The organism is Azotosporobacter soli (genome assembly GCF_030542965.1).
GTDB classification, from domain to species: domain Bacteria; phylum Bacillota; class Negativicutes; order SG130; family SG130; genus Azotosporobacter; species Azotosporobacter soli.
The window spans coordinates 21939-41072 of the sequence record NZ_JAUAOA010000011.1 but is presented as its reverse complement, the minus strand read 5'-3'; the positions used below and the strand labels follow the sequence as shown (position 1 = coordinate 41072).

General features: G+C 53.9%; 22 protein-coding genes. 10 read left to right on the top strand and 12 right to left on the bottom strand.

The annotated features are described in order from the left end of the window. The first annotated feature begins 26 nt into the window (after positions 1-26). Entirely contained in the window at positions 27-1373 is a 1347-nt protein-coding gene (locus tag QTL79_RS11040) for an SLC13 family permease (RefSeq protein ID WP_346355025.1), read from the top strand. 106 nt (positions 1374-1479) lie between these two features. On the opposite strand, the gene QTL79_RS11035 is transcribed toward QTL79_RS11040, so the two are convergent. Further along, on the bottom strand, positions 1480-1713 hold the full coding sequence (locus QTL79_RS11035; RefSeq protein WP_346355024.1) for a hypothetical protein: 234 nt from the start codon (positions 1711-1713) through the stop codon (positions 1480-1482). Between the two features lie 154 nt (positions 1714-1867). Between QTL79_RS11035 and QTL79_RS11030 the strand changes: the two genes are divergently transcribed. Next, positions 1868-2281 (top strand): bacteriohemerythrin, encoded by a 414-nt coding sequence (locus QTL79_RS11030; RefSeq protein WP_346355023.1) that lies wholly within the window; start codon positions 1868-1870, stop codon positions 2279-2281. A gap of 124 nt (positions 2282-2405) precedes the next feature. After that, positions 2406-2834 (top strand): hypothetical protein, encoded by a 429-nt coding sequence (locus tag QTL79_RS11025; protein WP_346355022.1) that lies wholly within the window; start codon positions 2406-2408, stop codon positions 2832-2834. Positions 2835-2886: 52 nt separating this feature from the next. Here the strand turns inward: QTL79_RS11025 and QTL79_RS11020 are convergent, their stop codons facing one another. Both QTL79_RS11020 and QTL79_RS11015 read right to left on the bottom strand, forming a co-directional pair. Then, a complete protein-coding gene (locus QTL79_RS11020; protein ID WP_346355021.1) occupies positions 2887-3369 on the bottom strand; it encodes a hypothetical protein in 483 nt (160 codons plus the stop codon). Between the two features lie 187 nt (positions 3370-3556). Next, complete coding sequence (locus QTL79_RS11015) at positions 3557-4708, bottom strand: FUSC family protein (protein ID WP_346355020.1); 1152 nt, start codon at positions 4706-4708, stop codon at positions 3557-3559. Positions 4709-5210: 502 nt separating this feature from the next. On the opposite strand from QTL79_RS11015, the gene QTL79_RS11010 reads away from it, so the two are divergent. From QTL79_RS11010 to QTL79_RS11000, 3 genes are read left to right on the top strand one after another with little or no spacing between them, the layout of a single operon-like run. Further along, the gene (locus QTL79_RS11010) at positions 5211-5585 is read left to right on the top strand and encodes a hypothetical protein (RefSeq protein ID WP_346355019.1); all 375 of its coding nucleotides are present in this window, start codon (positions 5211-5213) and stop codon (positions 5583-5585) included. Between the two features lie 15 nt (positions 5586-5600). Further along, the gene (locus QTL79_RS11005) at positions 5601-6248 is read left to right on the top strand and encodes an alanyl-tRNA editing protein (RefSeq protein WP_346355018.1); all 648 of its coding nucleotides are present in this window, start codon (positions 5601-5603) and stop codon (positions 6246-6248) included. A gap of 24 nt (positions 6249-6272) precedes the next feature. Further along, positions 6273-7073, top strand: a complete 801-nt coding sequence (locus QTL79_RS11000; protein WP_346355017.1) for a RelA/SpoT domain-containing protein — start codon at positions 6273-6275, stop codon at positions 7071-7073. A 61-nt stretch (positions 7074-7134) separates the two neighbouring features. Here QTL79_RS11000 and QTL79_RS10995 read toward each other — a convergent pair whose 3' ends face one another. The 5 genes from QTL79_RS10995 to QTL79_RS10975 form a co-directional block, all read right to left on the bottom strand. Continuing rightward, positions 7135-7605, bottom strand: coding sequence for a chemotaxis protein CheW (locus tag QTL79_RS10995; RefSeq protein ID WP_346355016.1), 471 nt, complete (start codon positions 7603-7605; stop codon positions 7135-7137). 137 nt (positions 7606-7742) lie between these two features. Continuing rightward, a complete protein-coding gene (gene megL / locus QTL79_RS10990) occupies positions 7743-8933 on the bottom strand; it encodes a methionine gamma-lyase (RefSeq protein WP_346355015.1) in 1191 nt (396 codons plus the stop codon). Between the two features lie 161 nt (positions 8934-9094). After that, positions 9095-10537 (bottom strand): sigma-54 interaction domain-containing protein, encoded by a 1443-nt coding sequence (locus QTL79_RS10985; RefSeq protein ID WP_346355014.1) that lies wholly within the window; start codon positions 10535-10537, stop codon positions 9095-9097. A 44-nt stretch (positions 10538-10581) separates the two neighbouring features. After that, positions 10582-12030, bottom strand: coding sequence for a nicotinate phosphoribosyltransferase (locus QTL79_RS10980; protein ID WP_346355013.1), 1449 nt, complete (start codon positions 12028-12030; stop codon positions 10582-10584). A 211-nt stretch (positions 12031-12241) separates the two neighbouring features. Continuing rightward, a complete protein-coding gene (locus tag QTL79_RS10975; protein ID WP_346355012.1) occupies positions 12242-12505 on the bottom strand; it encodes a hypothetical protein in 264 nt (87 codons plus the stop codon). A gap of 181 nt (positions 12506-12686) precedes the next feature. Between QTL79_RS10975 and QTL79_RS10970 the strand changes: the two genes are divergently transcribed. Both QTL79_RS10970 and QTL79_RS10965 read left to right on the top strand, forming a co-directional pair. Beyond that, the gene (locus QTL79_RS10970; RefSeq protein ID WP_346355011.1) at positions 12687-13553 is read left to right on the top strand and encodes a CsgG/HfaB family protein; all 867 of its coding nucleotides are present in this window, start codon (positions 12687-12689) and stop codon (positions 13551-13553) included. 55 nt (positions 13554-13608) lie between these two features. Beyond that, the gene (locus QTL79_RS10965; RefSeq protein ID WP_346355010.1) at positions 13609-14163 is read left to right on the top strand and encodes a hypothetical protein; all 555 of its coding nucleotides are present in this window, start codon (positions 13609-13611) and stop codon (positions 14161-14163) included. A gap of 150 nt (positions 14164-14313) precedes the next feature. Here the strand turns inward: QTL79_RS10965 and QTL79_RS10960 are convergent, their stop codons facing one another. Further along, positions 14314-15585 carry an SMI1/KNR4 family protein gene (locus QTL79_RS10960; RefSeq protein ID WP_346355009.1) on the bottom strand — a complete coding sequence of 424 codons (1272 nt, stop codon included), beginning with the start codon at positions 15583-15585 and terminating at the stop codon, positions 14314-14316. 211 nt (positions 15586-15796) lie between these two features. Between QTL79_RS10960 and QTL79_RS10955 the strand changes: the two genes are divergently transcribed. Continuing rightward, complete coding sequence (locus QTL79_RS10955; protein ID WP_346355008.1) at positions 15797-16117, top strand: hypothetical protein; 321 nt, start codon at positions 15797-15799, stop codon at positions 16115-16117. 86 nt (positions 16118-16203) lie between these two features. Here QTL79_RS10955 and QTL79_RS10950 read toward each other — a convergent pair whose 3' ends face one another. From QTL79_RS10950 to QTL79_RS10940, 3 genes are all read right to left on the bottom strand, one after another. After that, positions 16204-16530: a hypothetical protein gene (locus tag QTL79_RS10950; RefSeq protein WP_346355007.1), complete on the bottom strand. Its 327-nt coding sequence runs from the start codon at positions 16528-16530 to the stop codon at positions 16204-16206. 69 nt (positions 16531-16599) lie between these two features. Further along, a complete protein-coding gene (locus QTL79_RS10945) occupies positions 16600-17721 on the bottom strand; it encodes a hypothetical protein (RefSeq protein ID WP_346355006.1) in 1122 nt (373 codons plus the stop codon). Positions 17722-17801: 80 nt separating this feature from the next. Then, on the bottom strand, positions 17802-18434 hold the full coding sequence (locus tag QTL79_RS10940) for a carbonic anhydrase (protein ID WP_346355005.1): 633 nt from the start codon (positions 18432-18434) through the stop codon (positions 17802-17804). A gap of 251 nt (positions 18435-18685) precedes the next feature. Here QTL79_RS10940 and QTL79_RS10935 point away from each other — a divergent pair, with 251 nt between their 5' ends. After that, positions 18686-19033, top strand: coding sequence for a hypothetical protein (locus QTL79_RS10935; protein WP_346355004.1), 348 nt, complete (start codon positions 18686-18688; stop codon positions 19031-19033). The last annotated feature ends 101 nt before the right edge of the window (positions 19034-19134 follow it).

The window sequence follows — 19134 nt, the reverse complement described above, 5'->3', positions numbered from 1 at the left end:
GACAAAAATATAAAGGGGGTACTGTCGTGGATATTTCCGCTGCCGCCATTGCCTCAATCGTGGCGCTTGGCATCGTCGTCCTCATCAGTTGCGTCAACGAAGACCTTAACGTCGGTTTTCTCAGCATCGGTTTCGCCATTATCGTCGGCGCAATCTGGAGCGGCTTGTCCGGCGCTAAGATCCTTGTAGAATCGTTTCCGACCAGCCTGTTTATGATTTTGGTCGGCGTCACCTTCCTGTTCGGCATAGCGCAGACCAACGGAACGATGGAAAAACTCACCGCGTATTCGATCCGTCTTTGCAAAAGCAATACCGCGCTCGTGCCGATTATCATCTATCTTCTGACCACGATCATCACCAGCATCGGCCCCGGCAACATCGCCGGCACCGCGCTGATGGCTCCGGTCGCGATGGCGATCGCCTCGCGCGTCGGCTTATCAGCATTCCTGATGACGCTGCTGGTCGTAGGCGCGTCGAACGGCGCGGCATTCTCACCGTTCGCCCCGACCGGCATCATCTCGAACGGCATCATCGCCAAGATGGCTCCGATGCTCGGCATCACCGACCTTAACGCTCTTGCCTGGAAAATCCATTTCAACTCCGAATTGGGTCAAGGCCTCGTCAATATCGGCGGCTTCTTTGTCCTCGGCGGTTGGGCCTGGATGAAAAAACAAAAAGGCTCTTCACTCGACATCGAAGAACTGGCTCCGAAACCCGAACCCTTCAATCGTAACCAGTGGATCACGCTCGCTTCGATTGGCGTCCTGATTCTCCTCGTCGTCCTGCCCGGCCTGCCGGCCACGAAAGCCTTATTCGGCCCGGTCGCGATGAGCATGTTCGCCAATGTCGGCACGATCGCCTTCATCTTAGGCGGTTTGCTGATGCTGGTCGGAGCCGGCGACAGCGAAGCCGCGATCGGCAAAGTGCCTTGGAGCGTCATCATGATGGTCTGCGGCGTATCCGTTTTGATCGACATCATCGACCGCTCCGGCGGCCTGCTCGCACTGGTCAAAGTACTGGCCGTCATCTCAAATCCGACCACGATCAACGGCTGGCTGGCTTTGATCACCGGCGCAATCTCCGCCTATTCCAGCTCATCCGGCGTCGTCATGCCGATGTTCCTGCCGATGGTTCCCGGTCTGATCGAGGAAATCGGCGGCGGCAACCCGATCGCGATGATCTCTTCGATCAATGTCGGCGCACATCTCGTCGACACCTCTCCTTTATCCACCTTGGGCGCGCTCTGCATTGCCTGCGCCGGTGAACATGAGGACAAGTCGGTACTCTTCCGGCGTCTGCTCTTCTGGGGCTTGTCGATGTCAGTTGTCGGCGCCGTTGCCTGCTATATCTTCTTCGGTCTGCTCAACTTTTAACCCTGTCCCTCCACAACGTTTTCATACGCCGAAGCAGACGCTCGTTTCGGATTTGAACGCGGGGAAACGCAGAGGCCTTCACGCCAGCATCGTGAAGGCCTCTGTTTTATTCCTGCCTGGCGCTTTGCCTGATTTCCGCCAGCGCCGCGCAGATTGCCGCGGCATCTTCTCTCGCCCCGTAAACGCCGGCCCAGCCGAGCGTGTTCGTATACAGACCGTCGTACGCCATATCATGATAGTGTTTAAAAAAGGCGTCGACGCCTCTTTCCTTGAGGATCTCTTCCAATAATTGCGTCTCAAACTCATTTTCCAGCGTCGCCACTTTTTCAAGTTCCCGCATTCACCGTCACATCCCCGTTATCATTTTCTTTTTTCTTTCGCCGTATAGCGCCGTCTTCCTCTTTAAAAATCTTCTTGCCGCTGCGACAAGAAAGGGATTCCCGGCCGCGTTGTGCAATATATACGACAGACAACAAAATTGGGGAGGAATGGTCATGAATCAGCCCATGTACATCATCTGGACGGACAGCTGCAATCTTGGCATCCCGATCATTGATGAACAGCATCGCGGCATCGTGTCCACCATCAATTCCTTGTATTATTTCGTCAGCCAGGGCAAGGGCTATGACGCACTGCTGCCTACCTTGCGCATCATGGAGCAATACTCTATTCTTCATTTTGAAACAGAAGAAAGAATTATGGAACACGCCCGCTATCCGGGTCTGGAGCGTCATCATCGCCTCCACTGCGAACTGACGAATCAAACCAAGACCGTATTGGCGTCTGCGGCGCTGCATCACGAACCGGATAAAGCGCTTCACTTCCTTAAAGATTGGTGGCTAACCCACATCAATGTGGACGACAGAAACTATGTCGATTGGCTGGCAAAGCCGCTCCCCAAACCTTAACCACTCCCTCGACCGCCTTTTTAGCAGCAGGATTTATTCACTTCTTGCCGAATAGGAGAAAGATATCTTTTCGCATGCTTGGCCGCAATGCCGTAAGCCCAAGCAGCAACATCTAGGAGGTACTATGAACACGATCATTTACTTTGCCCTGTTATTTGCCATGCTTTCTCTGGGCAGATTCATCGGCGAGAAGTTATTTTCCGCTCTGTTTAACTGGGCGGTGCGCAGCCAGAATTCGACCCTGCTGCGCTCGTTCGTCAGCGCGCCGAACCTGGCGTTCTGGGAACGCGGCCTCTTCACGGTCTTGGTCATGGCGGTACTTTTCTCCATGCCGATCAGCAGCGAGATCGAGAACCTCGCCGTTTTCCTGGCTTGCGGCCTTTCCATGTCTTTGGTCGAAACGGGCTTCAGCCTGCTAAAAGGGTACTGGGCGGTAAAAGACGCTGGCGACGGTCTGACCGAAGCGGAAAAGCGCCATTATACCACGCAGCGCGTCATCGAAGAAGGCGTTCAGGCCATCCAGGATAAAGACAAAGAAAAACAGGACGAATAGCGCCTAGAAAAGATCTGCGGCAAAGAAACGCTTCTTTGCCGCAGATCTTTTTTCAGATGAACTGGCTTTCTCTTTCGTCTTCGACCAATTCGCGCAGCGTCTCAATGAAATTGGCCCTGACGACCGCACTCGCTTCAATCAGCATGCCCGAAGCGATCCCGTCGATCGCGAAACAAATCCGCTCCGCTTCCGCCGCCTCACCCACTTCGTCTTCATAGACCGGCGGCAAATCGCGCGGCATCCGTATGCCCAGCAAATACTCCATCGTCTTCGTTTCGGCGTCATATTCACACTGAACGCTTTCCCGGTCGAGTTCAAACTTTTCCTCTTCTTCCGGCGTTGCAATGCGAACTGCGATCGTATATTCCGCCAGTCCGCCCGCTTCCATCTGCCTTTCGATCTCCTTGCCTACGCTTTTCCAGTTTTCATTTTTCGCCAATGGCCCCAAGAGCTTGACCGTCACTTTGATCGCCCCCTTTTTGATGCGCGCTTTGGCCGTATAGCGTCGCCTTCTTTTATATCCATTATATCCCATTTGGAGCGCGACTGCACTTTTTTTAGCTCTATGCCTTGTATCTCCGGTTTAGGCCCAGCTCGTTCACTCACAAAGCCGTTCTCCTTCATCCGTTCAGCACAGCATCTGCCCCTTTTTAATTTTAAATAACATAGACAGGCTGCTTCGTTTGAAACAGCCTGTCCTTCTCTTTTGCAGCTATTTCGCATCATTCATTGGCGCTCACTTCACTTTTCCCCAAATGCTGACTACGAAACTGCACATCTTTTTCATTTAAATCGGGAAATTTATCTTCAATTTCATCTAAAATCCGGCCCAAATCGGAGAAGATTGCTCCCGCTTCCGGCACCAGATATTCTGCGTTTTGCTGCATCTCAATGAAATAGCGCGAAAAATTCCCGCGCATTTCCCGCACCGCCATTTGCAGCGCTTCCTGCAGCAATTCGTTGCGCTCGCCCTCGATGCAGCGGCCAAAAATGGTCAGGCATACGGCCACATCATGCAGCACCTGCTGAAACTGCTTCCATTGTCCCTCGGCTTCCGCCAGGTCAAAGAGGCTGCGGGCAATCCCCCTCGCCTGCACGCTAATATGCTCGATGCGGTTCATAACGAGCGCCAGCTCTTTTAGCTTATTTCGCTCGGCGTGGCGAAACGGCGTAAAGCGAAGCCCCTGCACCAGTTGGATGATACCGGTTTGTTCGCTGCGAATTTGTTGCACCGCCTGCCTGGCTTGATACAGTCCCGCAGCCAAATCGTCCGTTTTTTCCGCCTTGGACATGCCATCCACGATAGCGGTCAGCTGGAGAATCGACTGCATGACGGTCTTTTTCGCCAGAAAACCGGACTGCGTCGGACTGATCAGCAGATTAATCGCCACGGCAACCATCGCGCCGATGATCGTCTCCACAATCCGCCCCGTCATATACCCCTGGCTGTGGCCGTACTGCAGCACCAAGAGCGTACTGACGCCGATCTGCGACGTAATCTGCGGGTGCAACCGTAAAAGATTCCCCAGCACAAGACCCAAGCCAATCACAACAAAAACGCTCAGCGCATTTACCGTAAAAAAGTTCCCGAAAAAACCGCCGATCGTCACGCCAAAAATTACGCCGACAATGCGGTACACGCTTTTTTCCAGCGAATCGGCAATCGTTACCTGCGTCGTCAAAATTGCCGCCAGCGGCGCAAACACCGGATACGGGTTTTCCGTGACGCTCGATGCAATCCACCAGGAAATGCCCGAAGCCAACGCAATTTTAAAAGTCTCTATCGCCACGCCGAGTTTTGCCAAAACGCTGATCCAGCCTCCCGCGCTCGCTTCGCTCGACGTCGTCATGTTCTTATTTGAAAAAACGCCCATTCTTTCTCTCCTTAGCAAAATCTATCGCACCGTTTCTTTATGCTTAAACTTGTTTTTTATTCGGCAAAATTCATTGTTCTCCTTCACTGTTACCTTGAATCAATGCGCATATACTCAAAAAAATGACCCTGCGCGGAATATGCCGGAGCATAGATTCTGTTGAATGCTTCTGCTGCTTTCGCAAGATGTTTTTTTCAGGCGAATTTTACTCTTCCAATTCCCTTTCTAGTTATCTGCTGAAAACATTTCATCATTTTCCACAAAGTTATCCACAAACTATTAACAACCTGTGGTTAACTTTGTCCGTTGCCCGGTTTTTCTTCGCTTTTTTATCCACAAACTATTAGACGCCTGTGCGTAACTATTTTTCAGGCCTACAAAAACACTTGCTTTTTTTCTCTCTATGCTGCAGTATTTTTTCTTGCGCCAACCAAGGTTTTTTTCTCTTCGGCAGCGAATCAAACCTCTATGAGTGGATATGCAATTAAAGGGGGGCTCCGTCATGACCGACCTGGAACTGCGCCACAAACTGGAACGGTATCTGGAAGCGCCCATTACCGACGATACGGATATCGTTTTTGCTTCGCTGCAAATCGACTTGCTCGATACCGAGGATTTGCAGGTTAAAACATTGCTGCTTGCGATGGCCGTAAGTCGCAAGATCGGGCGACTCGACTGCGAAGACCGTTTTTCCGAAACGCCGACGATCATTATCCAGGCTTCCGACTTTAAAAACAAGGCGTCGTTGCCGCGCGAACTCGACTATCTGATCCGCAGCCATTTGCCAAGCGGCAGCCAGTATTCCGTCGGCTCCAATCTGCGTGACGAAGACGGCGGCCCCTTGTTCCGCGCCGATCCGGAGGCAAAAACTAATTAGCGTTGGAGGTATCCAATGTCCGTTAGCAAACTTTTCTGGCAGGATCCCTATGCCACGACACTTGAGGCTCGTATTCAGACGCTTGACGGCTCCGTCATCACGCTTGACCGGACGATCTTCTTCGCCTTTTCCGGCGGCCAGGCCTCCGACAGCGGTACGATCGGCGGACGCCATGTCCTCGAAGCGCGCAAGGACGGCCTTGAGATTTTTTATACGCTGGACTCTGCCGCCGGTCTCGCCGCTGGCGATTCGGTGCTGGTCGCGATCGACGGCGCACGACGCCTGCGCTTAATGCGTTTGCATTTCGCCGCCGAACTCGTTCTCGAGCTAGTTAATCAGCTCTTTGACCGTCCGGAAAAATTGGGCGCCAACATCTCAGCCGACAAGGCACGTCTCGATTTTTCCTGGTCCGGCAATATCACATCCATTTTGCCGCTGCTCAGCGAAAAACTCGATCTCATGATCGCCGCCGATCACGAGATCGTCAGTTCCTTTCGCGACCGGGCTGCGGAGCTGCGCACCTGGAAGATTGACGGCTTTGCCACGGTCGACTGCGGCGGCACGCACCCTCGCCGAACCGGCGAGGTCGGCAGCGTGCACCTGAAACGCGGCAAGGGACTCGGCAAAGACAAGGAACGCATTGAAATCACGCTCTGCGACTAAAACCCTTGCAACGGGAGGCTTAGTATGAAGTTAGACAAATACGATTTTTTGGCCAAACACCGTTTGGCCGCACAGGATCTGGAAAGTTGCGCGCTCGACTGGAATGTTCTCGAGGCGATCTACTTTGATTTCATTGATTACGCTGCGACTTACCAAACGCAGGCAGAGTTTATCGCCAGCACCTTGCGCACGCATCCCCAGATTCACTCCGTTAAATCGAGAATCAAAGAACCTGACCGTCTTTTGGAAAAGATCATTCGCAAAACGCCGCAGCGCCAGCTGACGCGCGCAGCCGATTTTCAATTCACGCTCGAAAACTACAAAGATGAGATCACCGACCTGATCGGTATCCGCATCATTCATTTATTCAAAGAAGACTGGGAAGAGATTCATAATTTCATCACAGCGACCTGGCATGTCATGGAAATCACGGCCAACGTCCGTGACGGCGACGACACTACGCGCTTTGAAGAACTTTCGATCAAACTTCATTCCCGTAAATCGGGCTACCGCTCGGTACATTATCTGATCGAATTTTTTCCGACGAACCAGCGCGTCATCGCCGAAATTCAAGTCCGCACGATCTTCGAGGAAGGCTACGGCGAGATCGATCATCAATTGCGTTATTGCCACAAGGAAATCCCCGAAATTCTCGCCTCCAATCTCCTGCTGTTCAACCGCATCGCAGGCAGTTCGGACGAGATGGCCTCCTTCATCCATCTGCTGAACAAAAACCTGATTGAAATACAGGATCAGTATGACGCGGTCCTGCAGAAAAAAGACGCCGAGATCCGGCGCTTAAGTGACCTTTTGCAACAGAAATGAAAAAAGCAAAGCGGGGTGGCGCAAAAGAAGGTATGTACCTCTTTTGCGTCACCCCGCCCGTTTATAGGGCCTGTGACCCTGCACTCGTTTCGCCGAGTTTCGTCCACTCGTCAGCGGAGAAGATCCGATCCACATCAAGTAAAATGCAAAGTTTGCTGTCGATCTTGCCGATGCCGCGAATTGAGCGATCCCCTTTGCTGCCCGGCATTTCAATCTTGTCCGTCCAGTCGATCTGCTCATCCGCGATAAATCGCACCTCCGTCACCCGATCGACGCGAAGCGCCACCTGCTGCGTACCGCATTCGACCACCAGCGCATGCTTTTCTTCTTCCTGCTGCGTTGCAACGCCCAGCTTGACGCCAAGATCGATGACCGGGATAATCATGCCGCGTATGTCGACGATGCCGTCCATGTAAGCGGGCGCTTTCGGCATCGGCGTCGCGCCTTTATAAACAATGATTTCCCTGACCCGGCTGATTTCAATGCCATATTCCTCACTGCCCAGCATAAAGGCAACCACTTGCTCATCCACACTCGCCGCCTCCTTTACTTACCGCTTGCTATTGTTTTTATTTTACATCTTTTGCCATTTTCCTGCAAGCTCGCTCGCTTTTCGCAAAACAAAGCCGCTCCTTACGTATTTTCCCGTAAGGAGCGGCTTTTTCCTGCTTATATTTTGGCCAAGGCCTGATCCAAGTCGGCGATAATGTCCGCGACATCTTCCAAACCGACCGACAGGCGGATCAGTCCGTCGCTGATGCCCGCCTTTAAGCGTTCTTCCGGCGGAACCGGCGAATGCGTCATCGAGGCCGGATGCTGGATCAGCGTTTCCGTATCGCCGAGGCTGACTGCGAGTGAACAAAGCTCCACGCTGTTCATCACCTTGCGTCCGGCGGCTACGCCGCCTTTTATTTCGAAGCTGATGATGCCGCCGAACGAGGTCATCTGCTGTTTGGCCAGTGCATACTGCGGATGCGTTTCAAGACCCGGATAATAGACCGCTTCGACCTTCGGATGCTGCGCCAGGTGCTGCGCCACCTGCATCGCATTGCTGCAGTGCCGGTCCATTCTGACGCCCAGGGTCTTCAAACCGCGCAGAATCAGCCAGGCGTTGAACGGGCTGATGCAGCCGCCCGTGATGTCTTTAACGCCCTCTAAACGAACCTGCGTGACAAAATCTTTGCGTCCGACAATAACACCGGCGATGACGTCGCCGTGTCCGTTCAGATATTTCGTCGCGCTGTGCACGACAATGTCGGCGCCCAGTTCAAGCGGGCGCTGGCAATACGGCGACATGAACGTGTTGTCGACCATCAGCTGCGCACCGTGACGATGCGCGATCGAGGCCAGCGCCTTGATGTTCATGATCGTCATCGTCGGATTCGCCGGCGTTTCGATATAGACCGCTTTCGTATTGCTCTTCATTGCTTTGTCGACATTCTCCGGATCGGTCGCGTCGACAAACGTGACTTCGATGCCGAACTTCGGCATCGCATGCGACAAGAGGGCGAACGTGCAGCCGTAGAGCGTGTTCGCCGCGACGATATGGTCTCCGGCGCTGCACAGCGTCCAGAGCGGCGCAGCAATCGCGGTCATGCCGGAAGCGACCGCCAACCCAGCCTCGCCCCGTTCCAAGACCGCCATCTTTTCTTCGAGCTGATCCTGCGTCGGATTTCCCAGACGCGTATAGATATAGCCCGGTTCTTCCAAGGCAAAACGGGCCGCCCCCTGCTCCGCACTGTCAAACACGAAAGTGGACGTCTGGTAAATCGGCGTACTCAATGCCCCCGTCAACGGGTCCGGCTTCTGCCCGGCATGCACCATCTGCGTATTGAATCCGGCTGTCTTAATGTCACGCATTCCTTCGTACCTCCTCAATTTAGCAAAACCATTTACGCTTTCTCTTATTAATACGCAAAATGCATGCCAAAAATCGGCTCTGTTGTTAACCGCCGTTTGTCGCACGTAACGACAGGGAGTCTGAAATATTTTTCAGACTCCCTGTCGTTTTTTTCAGTGATTTATTTTTCACACTCGATATCGTGTCCGCCGGTCGTGATGCGATATTTTTCCAGTTTGTAATATAGATTGCGCACCGTGATGCCAAGGTGTTTCGCCGCGAGCGTCTTATTGTTGCCCGCCGCTTGCAGCGCGGCGAGGATGGCCGCACGTTCCGTCTCTTCTACTGCCGCCGCGAGCGTCAGCGCGGCGCAGGCTGGCGCGCCCGGAGTCGTTTTTGCCGGACGGCGTTCCGTTTGCGCAAGTTGCGGCAGATGCGCCGCCTGCAGCACCGTTTCCGAAAACTGCATGCTGATCATGCTGCGCGCCAGAACATTTTCGAGTTCCCGCACATTTCCCGGCCAGTCATGCTGCAGCAACAGCGCCATCGCTTCATTTGAAACCTTCGCCACGTTGCGGCCGTATTCGCCGTTGAGTTTCGTCAGCAAATGACGCACCAGATAGGCGAATTCATCGCGCCGTTTACGCAGCGGCGGGATCGCGATCGGGAAAACGTGAATCCGGTAATATAAGTCTTCACGAAACGAGCCCTGCTGAACCGCTTCCCAGAGATTGCGGTTCGTCGCCGCGATTACCCGGATGTCGACCGGGATCGACCGTGTCCCGCCAACCCGGATAATTTCCTTTTCCTGCAGAACGCGCAACAGCTTGGCCTGCACATGCAGCGGTATCTCGCCTATTTCATCGAGAAAAATCGTGCCATGCCCCGATTCTTCAAACAAGCCTTTTTTGCCGCGCTTCAGCGCGCCGGTAAACGCGCCCGCTTCATAGCCGAACAGTTCGCTTTCAATCAGCGTTTCCGGAATCGCGGTGCAGTTCACGCGAATCAGCGGTTCGTTGCGGCGTGGACTGGCGTGGTGAATCGCATGCGCGAACAGTTCCTTGCCGGTGCCGCTCTCACCGCTTAAAAGCACGGTCACCGAACTTTCCGCGCTGCGCTTTGCGGCGGCGACGACATCACTCATTTCAGCGCCGACTGCGATGATGTCCGCGAACGTATAGCGGCTTTGCATCTTGCGCACAAGTGATTTTATCCGTTTCAGTTCTTCGGTCAGGCGACGGATTTCCGAGACGTCATGCGCAACGATCACGCTGCCCTTCAGTTCGCCCTGGACAAGCACCGGCGCGGCGTTGACGATGACCTCGCGCTTTTGCGGCCCGACCTGCATCGGTACGCCGACAACCGGCTCGCGCGTCTGCATGACATGCAGATGCATGCTCTCGCCCTCGCTGATATCGACCGTTGCCGGTTGCCCGATCACCTCCGCCTTGCTCAGTCCGATCACGCGGGTATACGCCTGATTGACCAAAAGCAGCCGGCCGTCAAGCCCTGCGACCGAGATGATGTCCTGCGTCGCATCGATGATTGCTTCCAGCATTAATTTGGCTTCTTCCGCACTTTCCACCGTCAACGCGGCGCTTTTGCCTTCGCTTTTTTCCGTCATCGCGCACCCTTCCTTTTCTCAGGAGCCTTTTCTTTTGCCAGACCTTACTCCATCGTATACTGGCGCAGCAGTTCGTTCTTGATCTCCCAGAGCGCTTGCGACAAATCCACATAATATTTATGCGGATTTTCAAAGCGCAGGCTTTCGCTCCATAAACTATCGACCTGCTCGCGGCAATACGATTGCACGGCGGTCAGCGACGGACTTTCATAAACGCAGCGCCCTTTCTCAAAGAGCGGCACCTGCAGCTTCTTGGCGTAAAATCCGCTTACCCGCTTGCGTTTCCAGGTAAATTCCGGATCGAACAGTTCATAGCTTTTCAGCTCATCGATCTCTTCGTCCGCCAGCGTGATCACGTCGGCAATCGCCTTATTGTTGCGCCGGTCAAAGAGACGCCAAACCTGCTTGAAGCCGGGATTCGTGATCTTTTCCACGTTTTCGCTCAGCTTGATCTTCGGGATCACAACCCCTTCATCTTCAACTGCGACCAATTTATATACGCCGCCAAAAACCGGATCCGACTTCGCGGTGATCAAACGCTCGCCGACGCCGAAGCAGTCGACGTTCGCGCCCTGCAGCAGCAGTTCGCGGATGATGTACTCGTCGAGCGAATTGGAAGCGATGATCTTGCAGTCGGGAAACCCGGCCGCATCGAGCTGGCTGCGGATTTCGCGCGACAGATAGGCGATGTCGCCGCTGTCAATCCGAATGCCCTGCGGACGAAAGCCTTTCGGCACGACGTTTTCATTAAAGACACGGATCGCGTTCGGCAGCCCCGATTTCAACACATTGTACGTATCGACCAACAGCGTGCAGGCCTCCGGATACGTCTCGGCATACGCCTTGAACGCTTCGTATTCGCTCGGAAACATCTGTACCCAGCTATGCGCCATCGTGCCGATCGCCGGAATGCCGAATTCGCTTTCCGCCGCCGTGCAGGCCGTACCGATGCAGCCGCCGATGAAGGCCGCCCGCGCGCCGAGCAGTGCGCCGTCGACGCCCTGCGCCCGGCGTGTGCCGAGTTCCATCACGCTGCGTCCTTTCGCCGCTCGGACGATGCGGTTCGCCTTCGTCGCGATCAGGCTCTGGTGGTTGATCGTCAGGAGCAGCATCGTCTCGATCAGCTGCGCCTGGATCACCGGCCCTTTCACCGTCACGATCGGTTCGTTCGGAAAGACCGGCGTCCCTTCCGGAATCGCCCAGATATCGCAGCTAAAGGTAAAGTCCTTCAGATAATTGAGAAACTCTTCACTGAAAAGCGCTTTGCCGCGCAAATATTCGATGTCCGCCTCCGTAAAGCTCAGTTCCTGCAAATAGGCGATCAATTGTTCAACGCCTGCAATGATCGCGAAACCGCCATTATCCGGTATCCTGCGAAAAAACATGTCAAAGTACGCCGTTTTTTCCGCCAGACCGCTTTTCAGATAGCCGTTCGCCATGGTCAGTTCATAAAAATCAGTAAGTAAAGACAGAGTCATATTGTTTACCATCATATTACCACCCTTCAACTTCCCTGCAGCGTCAAAAATCTTCGCTTTATTTGCTCCGAATGTCTTCCCTTCATTTTGCATGCATCGTCCTCAATCTGTCAACCATAACTCGAACAGCTTCTTCTCTTTCTGTAAACCAGTGAAGCGTATTTTCGCGCCACGGAACAAGTTTCATAAGAAAAGCCGCCCCCAGCGAGCGGCTAGCCATGCTTCTTTACGATTTTTCCTTGCCCCAGGAGACCTGTCGGATCTTAACGTTGCTGAACTCGGCAAAAAAACGGGCTACTTTCGCTTCGACCGTTTCGATATCCGATATATCCTCCACATAGATATGACAGTATTTTTCATTCCGCGCCCACTCGATCGGTACCGCAATGCCGTAACCAGGATTCGTCTGCCATTTTTCCCGTACGGATTGCAATAGCAACGCTTCGTTCAATTCCGTCTCAATGTAGACCGTCCCTATCATCTTAGCCACAACCGCATCCCTCCCAGTACTCCCTGTTCCTTCTATTCGACTGCAAAAGGCCAAATCCTCTCATAGGAAAAATTGAACTTTCTTTCCAGCAAGGATCTTCTTCTATCCGGAAAGGATTTGCTCTTCTGATGCAGAAAGAATACCCTAGTTCATTCAAATCGGCATAAGGGAGGACATGATCATGATGGCAACGTCGAAACCGTTTCGCGCGCTCATTTTCTGCAGCCTCGTTCTACTTCTCGGACTTCTGGCAAGCAGCAGCGCCTTTGCTGCCGGCTTGCGCTATACGATTGCGGTTTCCCAGTTTGAAAACCGTTCCAACTGGAGCGGGCAATATCAGCTCGGCGACGCGTACGGCGCGGTTCTCACCGATGTACTCAATCAATCCGGCAAATACATCGTGCTGGGCGAAAAAGACATGCGCAGCGATGCGGCCAGCGAAAGCGGCCAGGCGGGCAGCGCCGCGCAGCTCTTGGTTAAAGGCGTGATTACGCATGTGCAAAACACCTCGAACAGCGGCGGCGGCATCAGCTTTGGCGGCGTCCTGTTCGGCGGCGCGCAGTCGGAATCCGAAATCAACGTAACAATGTATATCGTCGATACCGCCAGCGGCCGTGTGCTCGCCTCGAAAAGCATCGTCGGCAAATCGAGCGGCGGCGGCGTCCTGATTGGCGGCGGCGGCGCGGTGTTCGGCACGCAGCACAAGGACAACATGGGCAAAGCGGTGGAAAACGCGATCGCGCAGTCCGTCGTCTGGATGGACCAGCAGCTGCCGGCGATCAAATGGTCCGGTTTGGTCGTGCTGAATGAAAACGGCAGCATCTACATCAACCGCGGCTCGCGGGAAGGCGTCAGCGTCGGCCAGCGCCTGATCGTCGGACAGACCAGAGTGCTGCGCGACCCGATCAGCAAAGAAGTGCTTGATGAAACGCTCAGTGAAATAGCCACGCTTGAAGTCACGACGGTAAAAGAAAAATTGTCGATCTGCTCCGTCGTCTCCGGCTTAGCCGACGGCATCGAAACCGGCATGAAAGTCTTGCAGCCCTAGCACTGAAGTCCTTTTTCTTGCACCAGATTTCCGCCGAATATAAGGAGGCTCTTTTATGCACAAACTGTTTTTACTCGTACTTGCCTTATCCGCCTGTCTGCTCTTAGCCGCTTGCGGCGGCAGTCCGCCTCCGACCGAAGCGCCCGCAGCGGCGAAACCGCCGAGCGCTTCTCCACCGCTCGACGCCAAGGTCATTGAAGCCAGCGCGGTCTTCACGCAATCCGACGCCGAACACTTGCTCAACCGCATCTTGACGCCCGGCAAACTCAGCAGCCAACCGGTCGTCGGACAAAAGCTCTGCGTCTATGCGAAGGAAGATGCTTTCTGCCAGGTCACGCTCACGCAAAAAGGCGCGATGACCGCCGAGAACCTCGCCGCCGGGCAATCCCCCAAAGCCATCTTTGAAGCCTTGAAGAAGAATTTCCCGAACGCCAAACAGCTTGAAAACGTCGGCGACGACAACTTCCTCGCGCCGCCCGGTCTTCATATCCTAAAAGGCGACTATTACATCACGCTCAGCTTCGGCAGCGAAAACAACAAGCTCGGCACGGAAAAATGGCAGTCCGCCGGACAGACCGCGGTCGCAAATCTCCTGAAAAACATACCTTGATCCTTTGCGACTGTCGACAAAACGGAAGCAAGCGGGACGTTTTTACAAGAAGAGTTGAAGAAGGGAAGGCCGCAAGATTTTTTCCCCTGTCTATACGCTGAAAAGGAGAGAGAAGCGCTGCCGCTTCTCTCTCCTTCTTATCATTTCGCGTCAAACGCGCCGGTTCAGCTTGCTGCTCGGCGTTTCCCGCTGGTACGCCTCCAAAAACAAGCGGTTGAATTTCGGATCCTGATGCAGGTCGGCCAAGAGGCCGTCCTTGTGCAAGTCCTCGAGTTTCAATTGACCGCTGCGCACCGCATTTGCAATCGCGGCCAACGCGCGATCCTCTTTGCCCAGTTTCAGCCAAACGCGCGCCACCTTGTGAAAGATCTCGCCCCGGCTGCGCCCTCTGGCCTCCGCCCTGAGCAAAAGCGCGCTGGTATCAAACTCCGGAATTTCGACTTCGAGCAGCGCATCGACCAGCTGGCTCCACGCATCGAGCGATGCTTTGGAACTGTTCACGACCGCAATCAGCACCTTGAGCGCCTCTGCATATTTCTTTTGCGCCAGTAAGTCCTGCGCAAAAAACTCGAGTCCCGCAACATTGTCGCCCATCGTCAACGCCACTTTGTCAAACAGCTCCAGGTCATATTCGAGAAACGCCGCGATTGCCAAGCCACGCAGATCGACTGGCCCGGCTTCGCCGAGCAGCTCTTCCTGAAACGCCAGGAGCAGGTTCCGGTCCGTTGCCGCCCAGGGCGGAACATTGATCGCCATCGACTGCAGCAGACTGCTGCGCACCCATTCCTTCTCCGCCCAGAGCGCCTTTAACCCTTTCAGGTCACGCTGCGCCAAAAGTTCCTGGCCATGCGCCGCATCGACCAGGACCATGCGCATTTCTTCGTTCAGGCTGGGTACCAGCGTCTCGCCGCCTCCGCCGCAATAGGTCTCGAAATGTTTCATCAGATAGGTCGTGAGATCGGGATAACAGCAGACCTCGCCCTTCGGATAGATATATTCGACCAGTTCCATCTCGCCGTTTTTACGCCGCGTATGGATATCATAATATAAGAAATAACGTCCGTCCGGCGCAGCGGCGACAAAAATTCCGGTAGCCGCGCCCATTTTTCCGTCCAACGCCTCGATCGCCTGAAACTCTTCGATCGCCGCGAGCAAATCCTTTTCCTGACGATAACGCGTACCCAGCAAGGAGATGTTGCGGCTGAAACCGCCCCAGCCGTTGTGCAGCCGCAAGAACTTGCGATAGCTCGGCGGCAGCGGGCGGCCAAGCGACTGTTCATAGAGGCGAAGTTCCGCCTCCGGGCAGGGCGGATATAACTCCTGCACCGAATCAATGCCAAAGCAGCGCGAAGATTGTTCCTGGTTTGCTGCTGCGATTTTTTCTACCCATTCTTTTATTTCCGTTTTTTTCTGCGCCGTCATTTCTTCGCACACCTGCCTTCTCGCCTGCATCGCTCACATTTTTCACAACGGTATTACTTCGACAAAAACGCGTCAGTTCCTTGTCTTTGCGCATTGCTTCTCTGAATCGCTTGCTTCTACAAAGGATTTTTTCGCAAAAAGAAGAATCTAGCAACCATATCTCCTTTTACTCTACCTTTTTCGCAAAATTCTATTGAAAGTGAGGCTTTTCATGAGTGCAAGCATAAATGCCGCCGCTTGGCATGCCGGATTCATTGCCGGTCTTAACGAAGAAGACGCTGCGTGCCCTGACGATTTGGACACTAAGAGTTGGCAGCAGGGCTATGCCGACGGCCGCGCCAAACCCAAACTGACCTGCCGCGCCTGCGGCTCGGCCTTCGGTGCACCCGACGCCGTTTCGCTCTGTACCGCCTGCCTCGAAGAAGAGGTCGGAACGCTTCATCTGCTGCGCAAGAAGGGCAGCGTCTCTCCTGCGCAGCGCCGCGTCATGCACCTTTTGGCGCACAGCATGATGTGTGCAGAAGAAAAATAAACGAAAAAACGATAAAGCAAAGAAAAAGACTGTCGCAAAGCAAGCATCCCTCCGCTTGTTTGAGACAGTCTTTTTACGCAGTCGCCTTATGCGTGCACATGCACATGCGGCTTGATCTGCATATCGGAATAGCCGGGAAACTGCGCAGTCAGGTCGGCTAAGGCCTTTTGCACATTTTCCAGCGTTAAAGCCTCTGCATGGTTTGTATTGCTCAAATGCAGCTCAAAACAGAAGAGATTCTTGCCGTCCTCTGTTAGCGCCCGGTTCTTCGCCACATTGATATTGGAGATCACCTTGTTCTTAAATAAACAATTGGCAATCGCATGATACATTTCCATATTGTTCTCGACCGGTTCGGCGACGACAAACGAAAGTGAAAAAATCGTATATGTTTCATTACATGAACAGCACATCAATTACAGCCTCATTTCATTTATTTCCCGCACACTGCGGCGGGTCTTTATCATAATCCATTCCGCCGCTTAGCGCAAGCCTATTTCCCGCACTTTTACCAATCTCGCCACACGCAAAATCTGACGCTCGCCGAGCGAATAATCTGCAATAACCACTTTGATCCGAAGCGCGCTCTCGGGCAATTGCGCCAGCAGCTTCGCATCGCTGCCCGCATCCAAGCGTATCACGCTTTCCTGCTGCCAGTCGTCCCAGCGCGGCAAGCGCCGCTCATACGCGCGGTCGACAGTGAGCAGATACGCCCGGCCGTCGCCGCTGTCATTGCTCCATGCACCGGTTCCGCTCAGCTCAATCTCGCCGAAGAAAACAGCCTTGCTCAAATACGCACCGTTTCGCTCCACCGTTCGCGTCAGCAGTCCGGCTACCCGATCGCCGACCTGCAGCTGGTCTTTATTGAACTTGTTGTTCTGGCGGCTCGCCCCCCAGGTGACCGGCTGCGCTTTTTTACTGCTGATCGCCTGCCACAGTTCGCCTTGACGGTCGATGACGTCCATCAGTTTTTCATAGGGAATCTGATACCCGCTGATGGCCCCTTGCGCGAAAGACGGCACCGCATACACCCTTATGCCGTCGCTGCCCAGCAAAAATATCTCTTCCGGTTCATCCCAGGCCGCGGCAAACGAGCGATACGTCCAAGCCGCTTCCGGCAGTCCGGTCGTCACGCGGTACGGCTCGCCTTCCTGTCCGCACAGTTCCTTAATCCGGGCGTGATAATCAACGTCCGCTTTAAAGAGCTCCGCCAGAGAGTAACGTTTTCCACTGCGCAGATCCACATGGATGCCGCGTTCCAGTTTCGTTGGGTGTGCGGCCCGCGGCAAATAGCTGTAGCCGCTGAAACGTATGCCGATCATATTCTCATTGTAAAAAGAGACGTCAAAATTTCCATTCAGCGAACTTTCCGACGCCGAATCAGCCAATTCCAGCACGCTTTGCAACAATTGCCGATTGACGAATCCCTGCAGGTCCTTGTCGGCCATGCCTTCGACCCAAGGCAGCAGCACATAGCCGGCCTGCACCTGATACGGATATTTCAGCACCTCGACCGGCTCCGCGGCCGAAGCGGAAAAGAAAAACGACAGCAACACGGCGCAAAACAGCGCTGCCCGTCGCAACATTTGCAAATGATGATTCATGCTCTCATCCCGCCTCTTCGTTTTTCTTCACTGTATCATAAAAAACGCAGCGAGAGATTAAACAATCTTTAAACATTTCCTCACCACAAACTGTTCGCCAGCCGGAATTCGCCGCCCGCGCTGTCATAGACGAACACTTCACCGGTCTCTATGATATAATGCCAGCCGCTAATCGCAAGCGTCCCTGCCTCGACCCGCTCTGCGATGCAAGGATAGGTCAAAAGATGCTTCAGCTGTTCCGCCACGTTGGCCTGCTCCATCATCCATTCGCGCGCCTCCGGTTCATCCGCCGGTATTTCGCGCAGGATCCGGTTTCGCACCGGATGCGCCAGTTCCAGCCACTTTTTCGTATGCGGCAGCTCATCGAGCTTCTCCGCCGGGCCAAGACAGGCCGCGCAGCCGCCGCAGTTCGAATGCCCGCAGACGATGATATTTTCAATGCCGAGCACCAGCACCGCATATTCGATCGCCGACGTCGTCGCCAAAAACTCTGAGGCATCGCGATACGGCGGCACAAGGTTGGCGATGTTGCGGACGATGAACAGCTCGCCGGGCAGCGTACCGGTGATCAGATTCGGATCGACGCGCGAATCCGAACAGGCGATAAAAAGCGTATGCGGCTTTTGCTGCGATTTCAGCCCCTTGAACAAGTCGCGATGCTCTTCAAAATCTTTGCTGCGAAAACGAACCAGCCCGTCCAGCAACTTTTGCATACACCAACCTTCTTTCTCATCGCCGCAGAGCAGCTTATTTTTTTACGTTATACGCTCGATTTTAACCTGCCTGCCCTTTCTTGTCCAGCGACAAATCGAACACACCATCATCCTTTTTTTACCAATTTATCTTGAAATATTTCCCCCACTCTTGTACACTGAAAGTATCCTTAGTATATAAAATCAAGCGCGGCGACAACCTTTTGCTTCCGTTTTGCATTTCAGACAAAGCGATAAGGAGGGATCTCGCGATGAAAAAGCTGTTCTTTCTTTTTTTGCTGACCGCACTGGCTTTCGGCAGTTTTGCCAGAGCCAGCGCAGAGGAGAACGTCACGATCTACGGCGTCTATCTGACCGATGCAAGCGGCTATGACTATGGCGCAGAATTCTTTGTCGACAGTGACGTCAATGCAGAAATCTACGTCAGTCCCTACATCATCTCGCAAGAAAACGTGAACGGCGCTCTGATCTCCGGCATCCTCTTGATGCAGCCGAACGAAAAACACGTCCGCGTCGGCTCCTTCATCTCCAGAGACCAAAGCAAAGCCTGGTCGGTCAATGTCGGCGCGAAATGGAAACGCGCCGATGCCGCCCCGTAAGACAAAAAGGGACTGTCATCAAACCTTTGATGACAGTCCCTTCTTCGACTCTTCGTGTAAAAAAAACGTCTCACTTGATTTCGTTTTGTCTACAGTCCCCT

What these genes read in the sequence shown, in the direction of transcription:
- QTL79_RS11015 (WP_346355020.1), bottom strand. Translation starts at nt 4,708, where the DNA reads ATGGGCGTTTTTTCAAATAAGAACATGACGACGTCGAGCGAAGCGAGC.
- QTL79_RS10960 (WP_346355009.1), bottom strand. Translation starts at nt 15,585, where the DNA reads ATGACGGCGCAGAAAAAAACGGAAATAAAAGAATGGGTAGAAAAAATC.
- QTL79_RS10945 (WP_346355006.1), bottom strand. Translation starts at nt 17,721, where the DNA reads ATGAATCATCATTTGCAAATGTTGCGACGGGCAGCGCTGTTTTGCGCC.
- QTL79_RS11035 (WP_346355024.1), bottom strand. Translation starts at nt 1,713, where the DNA reads ATGCGGGAACTTGAAAAAGTGGCGACGCTGGAAAATGAGTTTGAGACG.
- QTL79_RS10940 (WP_346355005.1), bottom strand. Translation starts at nt 18,434, where the DNA reads ATGCAAAAGTTGCTGGACGGGCTGGTTCGTTTTCGCAGCAAAGATTTT.
- QTL79_RS10955 (WP_346355008.1), top strand. Translation starts at nt 15,797, where the DNA reads ATGAGTGCAAGCATAAATGCCGCCGCTTGGCATGCCGGATTCATTGCC.
- QTL79_RS10985 (WP_346355014.1), bottom strand. Translation starts at nt 10,537, where the DNA reads ATGACGGAAAAAAGCGAAGGCAAAAGCGCCGCGTTGACGGTGGAAAGT.
- QTL79_RS10980 (WP_346355013.1), bottom strand. Translation starts at nt 12,030, where the DNA reads ATGATGGTAAACAATATGACTCTGTCTTTACTTACTGATTTTTATGAA.
- QTL79_RS10970 (WP_346355011.1), top strand. Translation starts at nt 12,687, where the DNA reads ATGATGGCAACGTCGAAACCGTTTCGCGCGCTCATTTTCTGCAGCCTC.
- QTL79_RS10965 (WP_346355010.1), top strand. Translation starts at nt 13,609, where the DNA reads ATGCACAAACTGTTTTTACTCGTACTTGCCTTATCCGCCTGTCTGCTC.
- QTL79_RS11000 (WP_346355017.1), top strand. Translation starts at nt 6,273, where the DNA reads ATGAAGTTAGACAAATACGATTTTTTGGCCAAACACCGTTTGGCCGCA.
- QTL79_RS11020 (WP_346355021.1), bottom strand. Translation starts at nt 3,369, where the DNA reads ATGGGATATAATGGATATAAAAGAAGGCGACGCTATACGGCCAAAGCG.
- QTL79_RS11005 (WP_346355018.1), top strand. Translation starts at nt 5,601, where the DNA reads ATGTCCGTTAGCAAACTTTTCTGGCAGGATCCCTATGCCACGACACTT.
- QTL79_RS11025 (WP_346355022.1), top strand. Translation starts at nt 2,406, where the DNA reads ATGAACACGATCATTTACTTTGCCCTGTTATTTGCCATGCTTTCTCTG.
- QTL79_RS11010 (WP_346355019.1), top strand. Translation starts at nt 5,211, where the DNA reads ATGACCGACCTGGAACTGCGCCACAAACTGGAACGGTATCTGGAAGCG.
- megL (WP_346355015.1), bottom strand. Translation starts at nt 8,933, where the DNA reads ATGCGTGACATTAAGACAGCCGGATTCAATACGCAGATGGTGCATGCC.
- QTL79_RS10935 (WP_346355004.1), top strand. Translation starts at nt 18,686, where the DNA reads ATGAAAAAGCTGTTCTTTCTTTTTTTGCTGACCGCACTGGCTTTCGGC.
- QTL79_RS10950 (WP_346355007.1), bottom strand. Translation starts at nt 16,530, where the DNA reads ATGTGCTGTTCATGTAATGAAACATATACGATTTTTTCACTTTCGTTT.
- QTL79_RS11030 (WP_346355023.1), top strand. Translation starts at nt 1,868, where the DNA reads ATGAATCAGCCCATGTACATCATCTGGACGGACAGCTGCAATCTTGGC.